The organism is Dyella sp. 01L423, assembly GCF_056399945.1.
In genome coordinates, this window is sequence record NZ_JBFTSI010000068.1 from 1 (window position 1) to 359 (window position 359).

Below are 359 nucleotides of genomic sequence, written 5' to 3' on the forward strand. Positions count from 1 at the left end.
GCCCTGGGCCAGGGCGTCTGCTTCGCCTTGGCCATGACGCTGCCCCTGGACAACACCACGTCCCATCATGAAGCGAGCCAATGGACCGCCTTCATGCTGTTCGTGGGCTACCTTGTTGCCGCGCTTGGACCGTTTGTCTTTGGCTTCCTGCGCGACGTGACGGGGGCTTTCCAGGCATCCTACGGCGTGCTGGTTGCCGCATCGGTGGCGCTGCTGGTGCTGACGCCGTGGCTTGCGCCACGGCTGCGGGAAGACACCGCCGAGGCCTGATGTGCGAGGGGGTTATCGCAGCTTGGCCGCCCTCGGCCGGGCTGTCGACGACGCCCCGGCCCGGTCCAGATCCACGCCCGGCAGCAGGT

Annotated in this window: 1 pseudogene; it reads left to right on the forward strand. The window is 68.0% G+C overall.

From position 1 onward, the window contains the following. Window positions 1-270 (forward strand): annotated as a pseudogene (locus AC1DMY_RS21100) (hypothetical protein); the annotation flags it as partial. Between the last annotated feature and the right edge of the window lie 89 nt (window positions 271-359).